Consider the following 17,673-nt stretch of genomic DNA (forward strand, 5'->3'; position numbering starts at 1 on the left):
ATCGGTTAGAATCCTATTATCGAAAATAACAATAAAAATTTTAAAATCTAGCTATACACACAAATAATTAATCATTTAAAATAAACCTAAGTAATTCTATTCATAATTGGATAAAATACTATCATAACTAAATTCGTAGAATAAAATGGGGTGCGTACCTACGGCACGCATATATTTGTCGAATAATCTTGCTACAAAGGGGTAGCTCCTATGGAGCAATATCGATTCAATTTTGCTAACATTAATTCTGTCATTCTGAGGAACTAAATTTTGCTCACAAAACTCTTGGAAGATATTGACGGTAAAGTGCTAATTGATTCTTTGTCAATACGCTCCTAAAACAGTAAAGTATATTGAATAATGGATAGAGGTCGGATTATACTTTATTTTAAAGCCTCGTTAGAGGCTGAATGTTTGTAGAAATAATTAGGAGAATTAAATGCGTGCCGTAGGTACGCAATCCGATCGAAAAGATTTATATAGCTTTAAAATAAATTGTTGCGTACCTACGGCACGCTATCATTATTACGTATTTTTTTCCTACAACCATTTTGCTCCTACGGAGCAATTTCAAAGCCAATAGATTTTCCGCTCAATATGCCGTAGGCACAACCGCTTTGTAGAAAAAAAACAGCGAAATATTTTGTGCCGTAGGTACAACCCTTTACCAAAAGGCGCGTACCTACGGCACGCATGTATTTATCAATAAATCTTGCTACAAAGCGGTAGCTCCTACGGAGCATTTTTGTATTTTATAAAAGCACACGCGAAACGCGTGCGCTAGCGAAAGGATTGGCGATTAAGCAGGTTTTGAATTTTTACTTTTTATTTTGAAAGCTGTTCGATATCTTCCGAAGGGAGATGTCGAACTTAGGATAGATCGGGATTTATAATCCCGAAAAACAGAAAAAAAAATAAGCCATTCAAATTGAATGGCTTATTTACTAAAGCATAAAAATGCTATTTCTTATTTTTTCGCAACTTCGCCGTTAGCAACACGAGAAGCGTCTAAAGCAACTGCTGATTTATCAAAACGGATTTTTACACCTGAACCAACATCTACTAAAAATGTAGTATCGCTTACTTCAACGATGCGCCCGTGAATACCTGCAGTAGTTACTATTTTAGAATTTACTCCTAATTCTTCGATATATTTTTTGTGATCTTTTTGTTTTTTCATTTGTGGTCTGATGATAAAGAAAAAGAAAACCACAACGATCAAGATCATTGGTAAGAAACTCATTAAACCCCCAGCTCCTGATGAAGCTTGTAATAAAATAGATGAAATCATTTTAATATTATTTTAATTTTAAATGTATTACTTTGCTGTTACTGTCCCTTTAATTTGTACAGTTTCTACGCTATTCTCCGCATTCGAGCGGATAGTTACGATTTTTTGCTGTTGACCTGCTTGACCATTGCTGTCAAAATGAACTTTAATCTCACCCGACGCTCCTGGTTTAACGGGTACACTAGTGTATTCAGGCGTAGTACATCCACATGTAGCAGATACTTGCGCTAGGATAACAGGTGCTGTCCCCGTATTGTTAAATGTAAAGACATGCTCTACAATCTCGCCCTCTTTGATTGTACCAAAGTCGTACTCCCTTTCCGGGAATTCAATGGTACCTATCCCAGCATTTTGATTAGCTGCAACAGTTTCTGTTGAACTGCTGTCCGTTGTTTCAGTACTATTTTTAGAAGCTTGATTACAAGACATTACTGAAAAACTCAATAAGCCAATCAGTGCTATATTCGTGATATTCATACGTATTTAACTTTTAAGTCCGCGACCTTCTTTTTGAATGCGGCCTTGATCATTCAAATCTGCGAAAATTTTATCTAAAATACCATTTATAAACGAATTACTTTTCAGCGAGCTGAACTCTTTTGACAATTCTATGTATTCGTTGATGGTAACCTTTACAGGAATGGTCGGAAAGTTAATTAATTCGGCAATTGCCATTTTCATTAGAATGGTATCCAATAAAGCGATACGATCAGCTTCCCAGTTTTTAGTTTTGACCGCGATCAAATCATGGTATTCGCTGTTATTGCGAATGGTATAATGCAATAGATCTTCGATAAATAAGCGGTCTTCGTCCCAATTAGGGGTCAAATCTGCTAACTTATTCTGTGCAGGATTTTCGCTCGAGAAATTTTTAAAGGTCTTGGCAATCATTGCTTGCAACACCTCTTTATCTACCGGCCAGTTAATAAAACGCTGTTCAAAAGCTTGTTCGATTTCCGGAGTTTTTAAAATAATCTTCTTGAAAATAAACTTGATAATGTCTTTTTCGGCGCCGATCGAACGATCTTCATCCATAATGTACGCCGCATATTGTTCTGTATTTTTCAGCTGTGCGAATACAAGCCGAACAATTTCTGGGTCGAAACCCCAATCTACTTTGTATTTTTTCACTAAATCCACATACTCTCTATTTTGTCTTAGCGACTCAATAAATGCATTGGTATTTAATTTGGTGGTTAATGATTTATCCTTATCCGTCGGCAACCATTTATTGGCTCTGCCTTCTGCATCGATAAGCACAAATTCAGCTACTTCGTCCAGAAGGTTCAATGTCCAGATGTACATCTCATTGACTTCTTCAACGTTTTTTAGCAGCGCTTTTTCATAGTTTTTTGCTTGTTTATCTTCCGATAAGTTGTACGCGTAAAGCGTTTGCATGACCTTAACCCTAAGGTGTCTTCTGTTAAGCATATATAGATATAAGAACGATTTTGTTTTTTATGTTAAATGAACAAGCCAAGTATTATCTCCTGATTTTTCTGACGTCAAAGATACGCTTTTCTGCCAATTGATTTGCAGCTTCGTGGGTAGTAATATTTTCTTCCCTTGATTTTTGGATTACATGACGGGTTGCGTTATAGATATGACGCACCAAATGTTCGGTACGATCGGCTCCATAACCTTCTATTTCTGAGAAACAACTGATCAATGCACCAGAATTAATCAAGAAATCCGGTGTGTATAAAATATCGTGTTTTTTTAGCAGCAAGTTTGTTTCCGCTTCATCTTTTAATTGATTGTTTGCCGAACCGGCAATGATTTTGCAACGCATTTTAGGCACAGTTTCTGGATTAACAGTTCCGCCTAACGCGCATGGCGCATACACATCCACGTCCAATTCGTAACTTGTCGAATAGGTAATCGGCTCTGCTTTGTATTTTGCTGCAATTTTCATTTTGCGCTCTTCGGTCATATCCGAAACATACACACGCGCATTTTCAGAACGAAGCATTGCGACCAACTGTTCGCCCACGCTGCCCACGCCTTGAACAGCCACCTTGCGCCCTGCCAATGTATCATCTCCGTAAACTTCTTTAATAGCGGCTTTTATTCCATAAAAAACACCTTTAGCTGCCGATAAAGTTGTATCTCCGCCCCCATTCATGGCCGTAGGCAATCCTGCGACATGATTAGTTTCGGCATACATGTATTCCAGATCTTTTTGGGTTGTACCCACATCGATGGATGCGATGAAATTTCCATTTAACCCTTCGACGAACTGACCAAAACGGCGCATAAGCACCTCTGTTTTATCCGTGCGGTTATTTCCGATAATGATGGCACTTCCGCCACCTAAATTTAATCCAGCCAAAGCCGATTTGTAGGTAATTGCTTTGGACAAACGCAATGCATCTTCCACAGCCTCTTGCATCGAAGTGTATGGCAACATGCGGACACCGCCAATCGCCGGGCCTAAAGTCGTATCATGAATGGCAACGATGGCCTGTAAACCGACCTCTTTGTCTTGACAGAAAAAAAGGTTCTCGTGGTTTGACTCTCCCATCCAACCAAAAATATTGCGCTGATCTATATCCATTTCAAATTGATTTTGATATGCTCTTGAATTTGCTACAAAATTAGAAAATTATTTATTCTCAACCAGTTATTTCAGCGATTTCTTAAATTTTACAAAAGCGTTAATATTATACGCCTTTAGCAGAAATTTATTTAAATAATATAGCTTACTTTTGTAATTCTTTATGAAAGATTTAGCTTATCTAAATAAATATTTCTACAAATATCGCTGGCGATTGATTCCCGGTGTACTGTTTGTTGTGATTTCAAACTATTTCGGAATCTTGCCAGCGAAAGTCATTCGCGAAGCATTCGACTTGGTCAAAGAAAATATTGACTTATATCGCATGTTTGACGGTTTCGAACGTCAAGAACTGATTTATCAGGTCTTCGGAAGCAGCTTATTGTTCTTTGGCTCATTAGTCTTGATTTTAGCGCTAATACGCGGTTTGTTTCTTTTTATGATGCGCCAGACAATTATTTTGACGTCAAGACATATTGAGTATGATTTAAAGAATGAAATCTACAATCATTACCAAGAGTTGGATTTTGCTTTCTTTCGTAAAAACAACACGGGTGATTTAATGAATCGCGTCACCGAAGATGTCAATCAAGTACGGAATTATTTGGGTCCTGCCATTATGTATTCCATCAATACGTTGGTACTGTCGGTAATGATTATTTATGCGATGTATGATGTGAATCCCACGTTGGCAACCTATTCATTATTGCCTATTCCGATTCTATCGGTTATCATTCTTTTTGTCAATAAAATTATTAATCAACGAAGCGAACGCATTCAGCGCCAGCTGTCGAAATTATCCACTTTCGTCCAGGAAACATTTTCTGGAATTCGAGTGATCAAAACCTATAACCGCGAACGGTTTAAAATGGGTGTATTCGCTGACGAAAGCAATGCCTACCGCTTGATTAACTTGGACCTTGTCAAAATTCAAGCGATATTCTTTCCGCTGATCATCTTTTTGGTCGGTTTCAGTACGATTATTACGGTTTATGTAGGTGGATTGGAAGTCAACAAAGGCACCATCACGGCAGGAAATATTGCCGAATTTATTATCTATGTCAATCAGCTGACCTTCCCTGCGATGGCATTAGCTTGGGTGACTTCGCTAATCCAGCGAGCAGCCGCATCGCAGAAAAGAATCAATGAATTTCTGAAGACGGAACCTAGCATTGTCGAAGGAAAGCTAGATGTACCGCTCGAAGGAAATATTAAAGTCAGCAACATATCGTTCACCTATCCGGAAACAGGCATCAAGGCAATTGACAATGTTTCCTTTGAGATTAAAAAAGGAGAAACATTAGCAATCATCGGCCGCACAGGTTCAGGTAAATCGACTTTGGCGAATTTGCTTTTGAGAATGTATGATGCAGATCAAGGCTCCATCAGTTACGATCAGCAAGCTATTCAATCGTTTAGCTTTGATTCCCTTCGCCATCAAGTGGGTTTTGTCCCGCAGCAAGTATTTTTGTTTTCGGATACGATTGCCAATAACATTGCTTTTGGTTTGGATGTTGCCGACCAAGATTTGGTCGAACAAGCGGCAAAAGATGTGGCTGTATACGATAACATCATTGCTTTTGACGAAGGATTCCAAACACATATCGGCGAACGCGGCATAACACTTTCCGGAGGACAGAAACAGCGGGTGTCGATTGCTCGTGCACTGATCAAGGATCCTGAAATTCTTATATTCGATGATTGTCTTTCTGCAGTAGATACCAAGACGGAAGAAGAAATACTGAACAACTTGAGCCGGATTATGGACAATAAGACGTCTATATTTATTGCCCACCGCATCTCGACGATCAAGAATGCCGATCACATCCTCGTGATGGATCAAGGAAAAATCATTGAGGAAGGCACGCATGAGGAACTGTTGCAACTTGGAAAAGAATATGCTGAGCTTTACGAACAGCAGCTTTTGGAAGGTGTAGAATAAAGCGCGCTCAATCAGTTATCAGAAATAATCATTTCATAATTTAATCCTATTTAATTAATAGAAAATATTTATTATTTTTGGTTTTTAACTGATTATGAAACTCTTTTCCACCCTCGTATGGCTATTTGCCGTATTCTATTGCCAGGCTCAACAGCTGAGCATGAAGCCTTTTAAGCCGGCACAATTCGAAACAACTTGCACTGAACTAGACAGTTCCGCAAATGCGTTTGTTATCGAGGAGTACGGAAATACAGAATTTGACGCAGCCGGAGCTTCCGAGTTAAAACTCATCCATTATTATTCTGTACGGATCAAAATAATTAATCAAGAAGGTTTTGATAAGGCTAATTTCAAAATTCCGTTGTACAGAGTTGGTGATAAATTTGAAATTATCTCATCCATCAAGGGAAAAACTTACAATTTAGTCGACGGAAAAGTGGTAACGACGGAACTGGAGAAGGATAATATCTTCACGGAAAAATATTCGGACAATCTGCAATTCTGCAAATTAACGCTTCCGAATATTCAAGAAGGTTCAATTATTGAACTTAAATATCAAATCACTTCAGAAAGCCTGTTTCAGTTCAGAAGCTGGATGTTCCAAGATGATATCCCAAAGCTATACAGCGCATTTGTCAGCGAAATTCCAAAAAACTTCGTGTACAACATAACAGTCAAAGGAAGAGTTCCGATGTTCAAAAAGGAAACAGTTTTGAAAACAGGCTGCTTCAATTATAACAACGAAATGAGAGATTGTTTTTCGACAACCTACATCATGAAAGACATTCCGGCGTTCGTACAGGAAGATTACATGCTGTCTCCGATTAATTACTTGGCGGCAGTCACTTTTGAGTTAAAGCATTTTCAAGATGAGAATGGAATGGTTATCAAAAATTTCACTAAAACTTGGAAAGATGTCGATGAATTGATGATGGCTGATGCTTCATTTGGAGGACAATTAAAAAAAACAAATTCATTCAAAAAGATATTGCCTCCTATAATTGAAAACAAAAGCAATAATTACGATAAGTCAAAAGCGATTTACAGTTATATACAAAATCAGATCAAATGGAACAATTACTACGGATGCTTTTCTCAAAAAGGCATTGAGGAAAGCCTTAAGATTAGGACAGGAAATGCTGCAGACATCAATCTAGCCTTGGTTACCGCCTTGAATGCAGCCGATATTGAAGCATATCCCGTCGTGCTATCTACCCGAGAAAATGGTCTTCCGAACATGTTTCATCCGGTTATATCGGATTTTAATTACGTGATTGCTTTGGCAATTATCGACAGCACAAAGTATTTCTTGGATGCAACCGAGCAGTATAATCCTTTTGGCGAACTGCCATTAAGAACCATCAATCATAATGGCCGCGTTATTTATTCGAAAAAATCTTCTGAATGGTTGCCGATGGTAAATCCCAGGATTTCTTCGTCAACATATCAATTCGATGGTGAATTACTCACTAATGGCGAATTAAAAGGGATATTGACCTTCAATTATGCAGGAATAGATGCGCTAAATAAACGAAAAGAAATCAGTTCGGCGGGCAATGATGATTTGTTTAAAGAAGAACTGGAAAACTCGATGACGAGTGCGAAAATTGACAGCATTCGCATTTTTAATTTCAGCGAAATCGACAATGTGCTTAACATTCAATTGGGTCTTACATATACCTTGTTAGATAATCAAGACGAAGATTCACAAACTTTAAGCTTTAATCCAATTTTCTTGAATAAAACAACAAAAAACCCATTTAATCTAGATGAGCGGACTTATCCCGTCGATTTGGGTTCGCTAAAGGAAAACAGCCAAATGATAAAAATCAGAATTCCCGATGGATACACCTTAAAAGAAAAACCAGCGAATTCTTCCTTGGCGCTTCCGGAGCGTGCCGCACGTTATGTATTTAAAGCCGAATTCAAAGACCAAATTCTTTCTGTACATCAATCCGTCTTGCTGAATAAAAGCTTGTACCTAGAGGACGAATATTTAGACTTAAAAGAATTCTATTCAAGATTAATACAGCATCAGAAATTGGAGTTTGTTTTCACCAAAAATTAGCAAATTAATAATATAGCATTTAAACGAAATTGAATCGGATTTTACTGAAAAATTAGTGTATTTTCGATTTTCCAATTATTAGTTATGGCGAAGTATATTGTCTTTTTTATTTTGTTAATTCCTGTGCTGTCTTTAGCTCAAGAATCTCCTTTTAAACCATTGAACGCTGGAACGTACCATGTAAACTACCAAAGTCTGGATAGTCAAGCAAATGCGATTGTGATGGAAGAATACGGAAAATCTAGAATCGAAGTTATTGAAGCGGATCGAGGTGTTCGATTGATACATGATTACCATGTACGTATCAAAATAATTAATCAAGAAGGATTTGGCAAAGCCAATTTCACGCTTCCTTTGTATAAAATCGGCGATAGTTTTGAATACATTCAAGATTTAAACGGATTGACCTACAATCTAGAGAATGGAAAACTTGTCACAAAGGAATTGACTAAAAAGCAAATTTTCAACGAGAAATATTCAGAACGTGTGCAGCTGAGCAAATTCACTTTTCCTGATATTAAAGAAGGTTCAGTAATCGAGTTGCATTATAGACTGATCTCTCCCGATTTATTTAATTATAGGCAATGGCAATTTCAGGATGATATTCCAAAATTGCACAGTCAATACATTGCTGAAATTCCAGGAAACTATACGTATAATGTCACTTTAGTCGGCCCTTATAAATTGACTGACCAAAAATCAAAATTGTTAAAGGAATGCTTTTTATTCAATGGCATGCGTACCGACTGTTCGCAATTGACCTATGTTCTCAAAGACATTCCCGCATTTGTCGAAGAAGATTATATGCTTGCCCCAAAGAATTACCTTTCAGCCATACAGTTTGAATTGGTTTCTTTTCAAGATGGCCGCGGAGGAAATTATAAATATACCAAAGAATGGAAAGATGTTGACCGTGAATTATTAACGGATAAAGAGTTTGGAGGACAGCTCAAAAAAACCGACGAGTTTAAAGACATTCTTCCTACACTAATAAAACCTGAAGACACTCAATTAGCTAAAGCTAAAGCGGTCTACAACTATGTAAAAAACCAACTGAAATGGAACAACATGTATGGTTTTTATTCCCGTGCCGGAGTTGAAGAAAGTTTAAAAAGCAGATCGGGAAGTATTGGCGACATCAACCTGACTCTAGCTACGGGTTTGCTTGCCGCCGGCATTGAAACATATCCGGTTCTATTGTCTACTCGGCAAAATGGTTTGCCAAATTCGTTGCATCCTGTGATTTCAGATTTCAATTATGTCATCGCATTGGCCATTATTGATGGAGAACAGTATTTGTTGGATGCTTCGGAGAAATATTTGCCTTTCGGGGAATTGCCTTTAAGAGCCATAAATCATAATGGGCGCGTCGTGTATTCAAAAAAATCTTCGGATTGGCTTCCGATGGTAAATACTACGGTATCTAAAACAATCAATGCATTTAATGGACAACTGAATCTCGACGGAAACCTTACTGGTCAACTAAACTTCGAATATGCTGGCCTAGATGCGTTGAATAAACGGAACGAGATTAAAAAATACGCTTCGGACGAGGAGTATCTGGAATTTTTGCAGGAGCGCATGACCAACATGACCATCAATAAAATGGAATTGATTAATGTGGATGACTTAGATAAATTATTATCCGTTAAATTGGAAATCACTTACAACTTATTCACTGATTCGATTGGTAATTCAAAAGAAATAAATCTAAATCCTTTGTTTGTCAATCGTACGACAAAAAACCCATTCAATTTAGATGAGCGAAATTACCCGGTAGATTTAGGTTCACAAAAAGAAGAAAGCCACATTGTGATTATCAAAATGCCTAAAGAATATTCTTTAAAGGATAAACCAAAAGACGTTTCCATGGCGCTTCCCGAAAAAGCGGCAAGGTATGTCTATCAATCTTCGTTTACGGCGAATGTACTCTCCGTCAAGCAGAATATCTACCTGAATAAAAACATTTATAACGTCGACGAATACTTTCATTTAAAAGAGTTTTTCTCTAGAATAATTCAACAACAGAAATTGGAATTTTCATTTACTAAAAACAATGAATAGATTATTATACAGCACACTTATTTTCTTTTGCTTGTCAACGGCTTTTGCTCAGCAAGAGCTAGCTAGCGAAAACATCCCTAAAAACTTGTTGCCTAGAGCCAACGCTGTTGTTAGGAATCAAGTGACCCAATTGGATATCAAGTCGGAAAAGGAAGTTGTAGAAACAGTGAGCGAAGCGATTACGATTTTGAACAAACGCGGAGATTCGTATGCGGATATTGATCTGTATTACAATAAAAGCGCGTCGATCAAATCCTTAAAAGGCGAAATCCTAAATGAGCACGGCACCGTTTTGCAGAAGCTTGCGCTGAAAAACTTTTCCGACAGAAGCATTACAGATGATGGAACTATGTTTGCAGATTATCGCGTCAAAACGTATTCCCCAAACATCATTGAATACCCTTATACGATTGTATACACCTATGAAATCGTCCATAAACAAAGTTTATCCATTCCCTACTGGCGACCTAATTATTACGATGACGTGGCGGTTGAGAAGAGTAAATTTATTTTCACGAGCCCTCCTGCTATGGAATTGCGCGTGGAATCAAAAAACTTAAGTAAAGAGCCGAAAATTGAAAATAGCGACAAACTAAAATCATACACATTTGAAGCTGAGAATTTGCCAGCGCGCAAGACTGAACCATTTAGTCCGAACTCTGATTTAACGAGCATATTGGTCAAAGTTATCCCAAAAACATTCTTTTATTATTCAAAACAATCTACTGTCAATGACTGGAATGATTTTGGAAAGTGGGTGTATGATGATCTATTGAAAGATAAACGGCAATTGCCTGCCAAAGCGGTTGAAGAGGTTAAGAATTTGATTAAAGATGCGAAAACCGACCAAGAAAAAGCACAGATTTTGTATCGATACATGCAGAATAAAACGCGTTATATCAGTGTGCAAATTGGAATCGGCGGTTTAGAACCTTTTTCGGCTCAATACGTGGACCAATTGAGCTATGGGGATTGCAAAGCTTTGGTCAATTACATGCAGAGTTTGCTTGATGTAGCTGGAATTCCTTCCTATTATTGCATCGTCGAGGCGGGAAGCCGTAAAATTGATCTGGACGTTAATTTTGCGAATGCAATGGACGGAAACCACATTATTTTATGTTTGCCTTTCGAACAAGACACGACTTGGCTAGAATGTACTAATAACAAGATACCATACGGATTCTTAGGTGATTTTACAGATGATCGATTGGTACTTGCCTGTACCGAAGAAGGAGGGAAAATTTTGCGCACACCAAAATATCCGCATGAAGATAATTTGCAAAAGCGAACTTCTCACTTTAAAATATTGGAAGATGGCTCATTAAAAGGAACGGTGAATACGCTGTTTATGGGTTCTCAATTTGACAACCACTTCTACAACCAATTTTTGAGTCCAACGGAGTTGAATAAAAGGCTGAAAGACCAATATGATGTCGATAACATCGTTTTCGAAAAGGTAAAATATTCGCTGAACGAAAACATGATTCCGACCATCGAAGAGAACATGGATGTGTTTATCAAAAGTTATGTAGTGAAAAGCCAGAATTCTAAAATTATTCTGCCAAATTTATTTTCCGTCGGCGGAACGATACCAGACTTAAAAGAACGAATAAACCCTGTCTACATTAACCGTGGTTTTGTAGATATTGACACACTGATTTTCGATCTTCCAGAGGATGTATTGCCCATCGTAAAGCCTGAGCAGAAAATCATTAAAGCTCCGATGGGTTATTATGAAATGAACACTTTGGTTAAGGACAATCAATTGCATTATTACAGACGTTTTGAACTGTTCCAGGGAACTTATCCTCCAGAATCGTATGCAACGTTTAACCAGCTAATGAAAGATGCTTCATCATCTGACAAAGGAAGGTATAAATTGAGCGTCAAAACAGCAGAATAAATTGAAATTAATTCTTTGGTTATTTACAGAATAATTACTTTTGTGAGCCACTAAAGTAACAGTTTCAATAAAGGGGAATTAGCTCATTTGGTAGAGCGCTTGCATGGCATGCAAGAGGTGACCGGTTCGATTCCGGTATTCTCCACACTGATTTAAAAAACTTAAGAAGTATACACCTTAAACAAAGGTATCCTGCCTCCCATTTCACAATAGCATAATCTATCTTTTCAACGCCTACAACAACATACTTGATAGTCGTCGTTTCACCTCGAACTGTGATTTGTACTTCTTTTAACATGATGCAGAATCACTTAAATTATTAGTAATTAAAATACATTTATTGTCGTGTCGTTACAGTTGGAAAAGAAATCAAATTTTAAACAATCGATTGCGCAAGGTATTCGAGCAAGAAATTAGAATATTCGAAGTTTATTTTTTTTATCAATGGTTAACTATTTTAACTTCGTATAAGTTTGGAGGCAACTCCCCGTTGCTTTAATATAGGTTAATTTCCCCAGTGTAAAGACTGGGGATTTTTTTATTTAAAGATATCCAACTTCCCTATTTCTACCCTAATGACTATTGAAAAACTCAAAAAAGAATTGTTAGAAAAAAAACACAAGGCTAGTATATCTATTTCTTGACTAGCTTATAAATATACCGTACGTTGCAATAAGCCAATGTATCTGTCGCTTCAGTCATACGCTTTGATGTTGGGAAGTGATAGATATTGCCATAGAAAAAACTTTTATCGTCTACAAAACCTTCGCCTCGTTCATCTAAATAAAAAGACATTCCTTCTTTACGATCCTTTATTAGTCTAACAAAATAACGTTCATAACTAATTTCCTGTTTGTTCTCAGGAAACTTTCCATAATACTGACAAAATTTAGCGTAGATGTTCCAACGAAATAGCGAGTCTTTATCACCAGTTTTAAATTTAAAAGTGTTCGCTTCATAATTCAATGGATATTCTATAAGCGTGTCTTTCACAGCACGTATAGAGTCTTGTTTGAAATACTCTAGTTTACTTTTGTCGAAATATGCAGTTCTAAAATATTTCTCTGGATCGAATTGTTCGGTTCGATCCACAGCACCATCTTCAGACCCAGCGTACATTTTTTTGCCAACAATCTCATAACGCTCAAAAGCATATAGGAATTCATCGTCTTTTTCCTCCACTTTGGGTTCTGGTGGATCATTTTTCGAACAAGAAAAAATAAAAAAAGAAAACAAAAACAAAAACAATATACCGATAAATTTAATGCTATAGCACTTATTCATAATTGAAAGATTTACATTTGAACAAAAACATTGTCCTACAAATTTAATTTATTTAATAGAAAGTTAAAACACATTTCAACTTTTTACTTTTTCCTTTTGATACCGAAAGACTAAAGAAACAGCAAATATCATGATAACCAATTCAATCGCCTAGCCAAAGTTATTCATCGATGCAATTTCCATTAATACATTAAAGTGTCGGATATCATCCAATGTTGCCAAAGTTTTTATTTGCCACTACATAACAGGTATTATTTTTGATAAACACTTTCAAAAATAGAATATGGCACTTTTCGTAAAATTGATATCCTTTGGTTTTTTAACTTTAATAGCAACAAATACACAATACTCCAAACTTCATAAGCGCTGGAAAATTATCGCTGACAACACGATTTACCTTAACCTAGACGGTTCTTCTCATGGAGGATTCAAAGACCGGATTGACTCTGTGAAAAGTGATACTGTTTTCATCGAATTCTTTAATGATGGAAAATTTAAATCTGTTGAAGGTGATGGTACGTTTACGACCGATAATGACTCGTTATACCTAAATCTTCCAGAAGGTTCATCATCGTTCAAATATGAATTAAAAGATAGCTCATTATATCTCCATATCGACTTCTTAAGGGATGACTATATCCGACGGGAGGTGCTGCATGCAATCCCCATGTAATGCAAGAAGTTTTGGAAGGCTCCGAAAGGAACACTTTGAAAAGGATCATATTGAACATAAAACCAACGAGTTTTTACAATCGCTTCACGTAATTCTCTTGCGAAATAGCAACTCACTATTATCCTGAGTTTAGGAAGCTCCTTTGGAACAGCCGAATACTACATCAGATTGACATTGTACCCTAACTAGGTTATCAGTCAGATACGGTTCAAACAAAAAAAGCAGGTACCGGGGAGGTACCCACTTTTAACTAAACTAAATCAACTTTAAATCTTTACCAGTCTTTCTTGTATATTTTTGAGTTATCCACTACAAGCTCATCGTCGTACATGTAAACAGCGATATTTCGCAAGGCAGATAATTGGAAAAACGAATAATTGGACCTATTCGGATCCAGTGAAAATATCATAGTTCCACCATAACCTCCGGTTTTAATGTTACGTAAAGCTGTTGGGGATGGGTAGTAATTTCGCGCGTATTCACCCGAAGATAAAAACCAACCCGATCTTTCAAGTTCTGGGTAGTTATTCGTTAACGAGTAACTCTGTAAATAATCATGCAATGCATAGTCTACGTATTGACCTGCAGGAATTCCAGGAAGTGCACTAGAACCTCCGAAATAATTTGTCCGACCATAGACATAGACCATTGTCTTCTTATCTGGCATTGCCTGTTTTGTCTCGTAGACTAACCTTGCGGCAGCTTGATTTGAAGGCGATACAAATCCTGGCGGAACAGGATATTGATACGCCGAATATTCATCATCGAAAAACACGCCATCTAAATCGTATGCCAAACAAGTCGCTTTCAACTCCTGAGCAAATTCCTTTGCCGCTTGCTCAGATAGATTAGCAACACCCGACCTATCATGATTCCCTAAAACGCTCAAAATAACTTTCATACCTCTATCTTTTAAGGGCTTGAGGTATTTATCTTTATTTTGAAGCAAATGAGTAACGTTCGGGTTGTGGGTCAACACCACCTTACCTGTTGTTTCATTATAATTAATATTTGAAGAAAAAAGAATAACTTCATCTACCAATAATTTCCCGCTATTCTTTAATGTAAACGCCAAATTATTTAATGGATTTGTATCGTTTACTTCCATACAACTAATAACCTTGAGGCCATTTGGCTTATCTGTCGAAGGTATTTTGGTCATATCTTTGACAAATAGCATAAATGTATCGAAAGTAGAATTTTCGGACGGAACTGTTGAGTTTAATGGAATGACATATGTTTCGCTTCCGCTAGAGGCTGGATTTGGCTTAACTTCAATAGCAACTGCTGAAGACATCTTTTCATTTTGCTTAATCTCCACTTTACCTTCTCCTGAAAAAGTAACCAAATCTTTAGGGTAAGCTTGATAACTAGTTCCATGTTTCTCATTATACTCTTTCAAAACATTTTCATCATACGTAATGGAACCCGCAATATTTTGATTCGCAGGTTTATTTAGCTGCACTGACACATCGTAAGAGCCTAATGTTCTGAATTCTAAAATGGATGTTTGGGTCTTCCCATCTTCTCCTAATAAGGAAACTGAGGGTGCGCCGTCAACTTGATAATCCGATTCGTTTAGCGGATTCAATCTAATCACATCCTCTTTGCAAGCGCTAAATAGAGTAAGAACCAGCAGCAGCTGCAGTCCATAGAATGCTAACTTATGTTGAATTGATTTTAATTTCATAATTATTTCAATAAAAAGATTAAACTATTAATTGCTTTCAGGCAAACTAACAGCATTCCATTTCAACAATGATTTCGCTGTTAGATGATTGCCATTCGTAGTATGATCGTTGACAATACTACCACCACCTTCATTACATTTCCAATAAGCTACAAGGCCTTCTGTCGTTGGATCAATGTCATAGAAGTTTGAAGCAATTTGCTCCTCGCTTCGTTCCACATTCCATATCCTGCATTCAGAAACATCACCGGCAAAGAAGCGAACATCCTCCCACGAGCGACCTATGTAAAAACCACTAGATCCACTCATTCCTAAGTTTACTAATCCTAATGTTGTATTTCTGCCTGATGTATTAAGCTTGCCATCCAAATAGACTTTAATTGTACCCTCGACTCTGTTGTAAGTAACAGCGATATGGGTCCATTTATTCGGGGTCAAAACAGCTGTAGTCGAGAGGTTACCTGTCGATGTAGCAATTTGGATCTTATCTGCATCGTAACCTGCATCACCCAAGCGAATTAGGAACTTACCCTCTATACCCATTACAGTACTAATCATCCTATCGAAATTTCTTGGGTACACTAAAGCCTCTAATGTTACTTCAGAAAGATTATTCAATGCAGAAGCATTAGCTAATGTTGCAGCATTTAAATAATTGTTTTCAATATCAGCAACCACATTGATTAGAGCTCCAGCTTTAATCAGATAATAAGTAATGCTTCCACTTTGTAAGACATTTAAATTTGAATTTGAAACGCGCACTGGCAAAACATAAGTAATGTCTCTGTCTAGAGTATTGATTGCTAAAAAATTTACATCAATAGGGTTGGATAACACGCTTCCTGTCGGAATGACAGAATTCATACTTGACATTTTGTAATGATTTGAGGGCAATAAGATTGCTGTTTCGCCATAAGCAAGGTTAAACTTGCTCACTAATGATTGATCGACCGCAAAATCAACAGCGATATCGTTAGATTCTGCCCTTGCGATGCTGATTTGCAAAATCCGCGAATCGGAAAGCACCGAAGGTTTAATTAAAATTGTCTCGACTTTAGGAGTCGAAATAAACACGTTATTGTCAAAGACTTCCTCGTTTTTACAGCTAGCGAGTAGTAAAACACATACCGCAAAGCTCAAATATTTTGAAAATATATTTTTCATAATTTACTTAATTGAAGGATTTAAAAGATCAATAGTTTCGCGAGTTGCCTTATAAACTTTAAGAATATTAAAATAATCGTATTGAATATTAGTTATCGCCAATCCTTTTATTGTTGCACCATTATTTGCAGCAAGAACCCACTCAGCTGTACTTTGGGTTGACCTTGTGCCATCCGAGAAATATCCGATAGTTGGCTCGTCTGCTCTAATGGATGTAGAATTTGCTACCGCAATAAAGCGATCGGAAGGAACGTCCGCCACCAAAGCCGATAACAGCTCAAATGTCAGAACACTTTTGCTCAACGCTCCAGACGTATTAAGAATTATGTAGCTGAAGTCCTTCAGAACAGTCTTGTCAATGATGTATTGCGGATAGCCTTTTAGCATCAGTACCTTAGATGTATTTGCTGCACCCCATTGCTTAACCAAATTCATTACAATTGTTTCGTTATCAATAGCCGACTGTTTTTCTTCCTCAGTCAAAAATGTTGTATTCTTTCCTAAATACGAAACCAGCACGCCGTCGTAAGCATACTTAGTTGACAGACTCAACGCATAAGAAATTGTGTCGGCGATATAGGCTTTAAAATCCGGCACTGCTCCTGAAGCTGCTCTTAAGTCGTAATCGTTTTTGATTTTGTCAAAATCAATTTCAAAAACTGTTTTAGTTCCTTTGTTATCTCTTATCGATTTGGCTTCTTCAAGTTCCCGATCATTTAAATCTACAGAGTTGAGCACTAAGATATCCAAACTATCAGGGACATTTGCAATGCTCTGACTTTGATTTGAAGGAGTTTTTGATGTATTATCAAAAAAACCAATAACAATTTTATGATCAGAATTCTTATAAGCACGCAAATCTTCCAAATACTTGGCATACAATTCCGGATTCTGTTCTTCGATTGAAGGTTGCTCAATTTTGAGCGCTTCATTTTCAGTCCACTTTTCGCAAGAAGCTGTTGTTGTCAATACAAATAGACTTGCTAAAAAAATGGATGTGAAATTTGTGTATTTTTTCATTGTCTTCATGTTATAAT

The 17,673-nt window shown here is 37.1% G+C and carries 13 protein-coding genes and 1 tRNA gene; 6 read left to right on the forward strand and 8 right to left on the reverse strand.

The genetic code is table 11. From position 1 onward, the window contains the following. Positions 1-967: 967 nt before the first annotated feature. From yajC to C4F49_RS05070, 4 genes are read right to left on the reverse strand one after another with little or no spacing between them, the layout of a single operon-like run. Complete coding sequence (gene yajC / locus C4F49_RS05055; RefSeq protein WP_196934791.1) at positions 968-1,291, reverse strand: preprotein translocase subunit YajC; 324 nt, start codon at positions 1,289-1,291, stop codon at positions 968-970. Between the two features lie 27 nt (positions 1,292-1,318). Continuing rightward, positions 1,319-1,768, reverse strand: coding sequence for a DUF1573 domain-containing protein (locus C4F49_RS05060; protein ID WP_196934792.1), 450 nt, complete (start codon positions 1,766-1,768; stop codon positions 1,319-1,321). Between the two features lie 6 nt (positions 1,769-1,774). After that, complete coding sequence (gene nusB, locus C4F49_RS05065; RefSeq protein ID WP_196934793.1) at positions 1,775-2,722, reverse strand: transcription antitermination factor NusB; 948 nt, start codon at positions 2,720-2,722, stop codon at positions 1,775-1,777. 52 nt (positions 2,723-2,774) lie between these two features. After that, the gene (locus C4F49_RS05070; protein WP_196934794.1) at positions 2,775-3,848 is read right to left on the reverse strand and encodes a Glu/Leu/Phe/Val family dehydrogenase; all 1,074 of its coding nucleotides are present in this window, start codon (positions 3,846-3,848) and stop codon (positions 2,775-2,777) included. A gap of 163 nt (positions 3,849-4,011) precedes the next feature. Between C4F49_RS05070 and C4F49_RS05075 the strand changes: the two genes are divergently transcribed. The 5 genes from C4F49_RS05075 to C4F49_RS05095 all read left to right on the forward strand — a co-directional run bounded on the left by C4F49_RS05075 (position 4,012) and on the right by C4F49_RS05095 (position 11,970). After that, the gene (locus C4F49_RS05075) at positions 4,012-5,790 is read left to right on the forward strand and encodes an ABC transporter ATP-binding protein (protein ID WP_196934795.1); all 1,779 of its coding nucleotides are present in this window, start codon (positions 4,012-4,014) and stop codon (positions 5,788-5,790) included. Positions 5,791-5,950: 160 nt separating this feature from the next. Beyond that, positions 5,951-7,858 carry a DUF3857 domain-containing protein gene (locus C4F49_RS05080; protein ID WP_196934796.1) on the forward strand — a complete coding sequence of 636 codons (1,908 nt, stop codon included), beginning with the start codon at positions 5,951-5,953 and terminating at the stop codon, positions 7,856-7,858. A gap of 84 nt (positions 7,859-7,942) precedes the next feature. Continuing rightward, a complete protein-coding gene (locus C4F49_RS05085) occupies positions 7,943-9,922 on the forward strand; it encodes a DUF3857 domain-containing protein (protein WP_196934797.1) in 1,980 nt (659 codons plus the stop codon). Then, positions 9,915-11,825: a DUF3857 domain-containing protein gene (locus tag C4F49_RS05090; RefSeq protein WP_196934798.1), complete on the forward strand. Its 1,911-nt coding sequence runs from the start codon at positions 9,915-9,917 to the stop codon at positions 11,823-11,825. Before C4F49_RS05085 ends, C4F49_RS05090 begins: the two co-directional genes overlap by 8 nt. Before the next feature lie 72 nt (positions 11,826-11,897). Continuing rightward, a tRNA-Ala gene (locus C4F49_RS05095) sits at positions 11,898-11,970 on the forward strand. A gap of 488 nt (positions 11,971-12,458) precedes the next feature. Here C4F49_RS05095 and C4F49_RS05100 read toward each other — a convergent pair. Then, complete coding sequence (locus C4F49_RS05100) at positions 12,459-13,109, reverse strand: hypothetical protein (protein ID WP_196934799.1); 651 nt, start codon at positions 13,107-13,109, stop codon at positions 12,459-12,461. Positions 13,110-13,392: 283 nt separating this feature from the next. Between C4F49_RS05100 and C4F49_RS05105 the strand changes: the two genes are divergently transcribed. Next, positions 13,393-13,782, forward strand: coding sequence for a hypothetical protein (locus C4F49_RS05105; protein ID WP_196934800.1), 390 nt, complete (start codon positions 13,393-13,395; stop codon positions 13,780-13,782). 274 nt (positions 13,783-14,056) lie between these two features. Here C4F49_RS05105 and C4F49_RS05110 read toward each other — a convergent pair whose 3' ends face one another. From C4F49_RS05110 to C4F49_RS05120, 3 genes are read right to left on the reverse strand one after another with little or no spacing between them, the layout of a single operon-like run. After that, the gene (locus C4F49_RS05110; protein WP_196934801.1) at positions 14,057-15,472 is read right to left on the reverse strand and encodes a BT_3987 domain-containing protein; all 1,416 of its coding nucleotides are present in this window, start codon (positions 15,470-15,472) and stop codon (positions 14,057-14,059) included. A 27-nt stretch (positions 15,473-15,499) separates the two neighbouring features. Beyond that, positions 15,500-16,636 (reverse strand): DUF1735 and LamG domain-containing protein, encoded by a 1,137-nt coding sequence (locus C4F49_RS05115; RefSeq protein WP_196934802.1) that lies wholly within the window; start codon positions 16,634-16,636, stop codon positions 15,500-15,502. Positions 16,637-16,639: 3 nt separating this feature from the next. Continuing rightward, a complete protein-coding gene (locus C4F49_RS05120; RefSeq protein WP_231388213.1) occupies positions 16,640-17,656 on the reverse strand; it encodes a glycoside hydrolase family 18 in 1,017 nt (338 codons plus the stop codon). Positions 17,657-17,673: the final 17 nt, after the last annotated feature.

Origin of the sequence: Sphingobacterium hungaricum, assembly GCF_015210005.1 — a bacterium.
GTDB classification, from domain to species: Bacteria; Bacteroidota; Bacteroidia; order Sphingobacteriales; family Sphingobacteriaceae; genus Sphingobacterium; species Sphingobacterium hungaricum.